This is a genomic window from Acinetobacter sp. P1(2025), assembly GCF_051390655.1.
GTDB classification, from domain to species: domain Bacteria; phylum Pseudomonadota; class Gammaproteobacteria; order Pseudomonadales; family Moraxellaceae; genus Acinetobacter; species Acinetobacter junii.
Map to the genome: position 1 here is coordinate 1 of NZ_JBPKBJ010000147.1, position 2,523 is coordinate 2,523.

Here is a 2,523-nt window from a genome sequence, read left to right on the forward strand (position 1 = left end):
TGAGTCGTTCTCGCTGTTCTAAACTAAGTGGTACAGAAACAATTCTAGGCATGTGTGAACATCTGTTAACTAAAAAAACCTTTTCGCATCATTAGTTATTTTTGTCAACTTAAAGATAAGTTTCCAATATAAAATTCACACGATAATTAAAGTAATCATTTATTACTTTTAAAGCATTTTATTTATGTGGGTATTACATGGAAGTCAGAGGCTACAAGTTACTTGAGTTACACACCATTCTTTTATGTGCAACAAGTTACATCAATGAAAACTTTATCTTTTCTAATCAGAATCAAATTGATGACATCAATTACGGACTTATCGTTCATGCTTTTCTCTTAAGTGTTTTCAAAGATCAAGGCTTCTCAAACTTTAAACTCATGCAAGGAAGAAATCTTAACGCCAAAGCGCATTTTTGGTTAGAAAATGAAGATACCATAATTGATTTAACAGCTCAGAAGTCTTTAAAATTTACAAAACCTTTGATTTTAATTCCTAAAAAAACTTACTATCAAAATCACCTTCTATCGATCAATGAAAAAAGACTCATGTTAAAAAGTATCCCAAAAGAAATTAATCAAGCCATTATTCCAATCAAAAAAGTCTTTTATAAAGACTATTATTAAAAGTCGAGAAAATTATTTAAATATTTTCGATATTATTTAGATATAAATATATACCTATTTGATATCTTTAATATGTAAACGTAGTATACGGCGAATCTCTAAAACTGCCTCAGGCGTTTCTTGTATTGAGTGACCTCCATGAATCACCATTTCTGAACTCGCTCCATTCAAGTGCGAACTACGATAAGGCACAATACCATCTGTCGATTGTTCAATTGAATTAGAGTTTGTAGCATTACCAATAATTGAATGATAAATCACAGTAGACTTAGGCTGAATTTGTTTCGTTAATGTCATGAAATTTGAGCCTAAACTTAAGTCACTTGCGCCATTCTCAATCATGCCTTTTTGAGCGGTTTTAATTTGAACTTGACGTTGCTCTACAGCCGAATAAAAATCATTCGGCAATCTGATGATTTTACGTGCGAACTTGGTGAACCAACGATCCGCATATTGAGTCCCCTGATGCGGTGCTGCAATAAATATTGCACGTGAAAACTGGGATATAGGCTTAAATTCAAATCGTTCTTTTATTGATGGTTCGCGTTGATATTGAGCCTGTTGTGCTCCATTCATTTTTTGATAAGCAATAGATGAAATGTCAGCTTCACTAACTAAAAGTCGACTAATCACTCCCCCCATGCTGTGACCAATCAATACAGCATCTTTCGCTGCACGGCTGGAATCATCCATGTTTAAAAATGCTTGTTGCAACAATGAATAAATCTGGTAACGGCTTTCAACAATTGGCATGTTAGTCGAATAAAAAACATTCCAAACTTGATAGTTATCTCTTAAATCATCCGCTCCAATAATATCATTGGTAAGTGAAACCCATGCTTCTGGACTACTGGCGAGACCATGAATCAAAACTATGACACGTTTGTTTGGATTATAAGGCTCCAACATATACAAATGTGGCATGATCAAGTTACGTTCTTTATCAATTAAGCTCCAATACCCCAACGCACCCAAGTTATATTTAGATAGCCATGCCCCATATGGTGCTGAATAATTGCCCGTTAGATAGTAAGAGTGCCCTTCTATAGCTATACGTTTTGTTTTAAATGGATCAAATAACTGAATTTCAAAATCTGATTGATCTAATATTTCAGCAATACTGCTATTTTCTTTGGGAAATGCAATCGCAGTGATAGGGAAGAATTTGGGTTCATGAATATTTGGATTAGATTTGTTCTTATAGTACTCACGAGGATTTAAGATAAATTTCGGTTCAATTTTTTCTTCATCTCGCTCAGCCACAAACTCTGCACCAAGCCCATCCTGACGATTGATAATATTGAACCGTGAAAAGTTCATATTATAGCTAGATTTGAAAGATTTCAGTTTTAGTGTATTTAAGGCTGAATAATTTTGCTTATTGATATGATAACGATATGGGTTCAAAGAAAAATTATTTAAACTTGCATTTTTCAGGTACAGATTCGTCAACATTTGCGAGATGGACACGTTATAAATAATACGTACTTGATTCAATCGGTAATCAAATATTCGATCTTGAGCGCTACTTTTGGACTTAAAGAGATAGACATAGCTATAGCGCAAGCTTTTATCGAGATATTGAATTTTTTGATCAATACAGATGGCTTTATCAGGCAAATGAGAGCATTTATCTGTATTGATTTCCATTGCTTTAGCTAAATAAATTTCACTAATCGCAGCATACACATCATCTTTATCATCATTAATAGGACTTACGCATTGACGGATTCAAAAAAGTATTAAAATACTTTATAAAGTATCTGTGATCAGACGAATTAAAAATGCTTCTACAGCAACCTGTACTCTACCCATTTATATGGGCTTTCTCATGACAGAACCGAACTCTATTAGCTGCACACAACTTGCCGAGACTTATAACATCTCGCATGATAGT

At 33.8% G+C, this 2,523-nt stretch carries 2 protein-coding genes and 1 pseudogene; 2 read left to right on the plus strand and 1 reads right to left on the minus strand.

The window, feature by feature from the left end; genetic code table 11:
• Positions 1-197: 197 nt before the first annotated feature.
• A complete protein-coding gene (locus tag ACSC97_RS18060; RefSeq protein ID WP_436662322.1) occupies positions 198-626 on the plus strand; it encodes a hypothetical protein in 429 nt (142 codons plus the stop codon).
• 54 nt (positions 627-680) lie between these two features.
• Here ACSC97_RS18060 and ACSC97_RS18065 read toward each other — a convergent pair whose 3' ends face one another.
• Positions 681-2,315, minus strand: a complete 1,635-nt coding sequence (locus tag ACSC97_RS18065; protein ID WP_436662324.1) for a lipase family alpha/beta hydrolase — start codon at positions 2,313-2,315, stop codon at positions 681-683.
• A gap of 76 nt (positions 2,316-2,391) precedes the next feature.
• Between ACSC97_RS18065 and ACSC97_RS18070 the strand changes: the two are divergent.
• Positions 2,392-2,523, plus strand: a pseudogene (locus ACSC97_RS18070) (IS701 family transposase); the annotation flags it as partial.

What these genes read in the sequence shown, in the direction of transcription:
- ACSC97_RS18060 (WP_436662322.1), top strand. Translation starts at nt 198, where the DNA reads ATGGAAGTCAGAGGCTACAAGTTACTTGAGTTACACACCATTCTTTTA.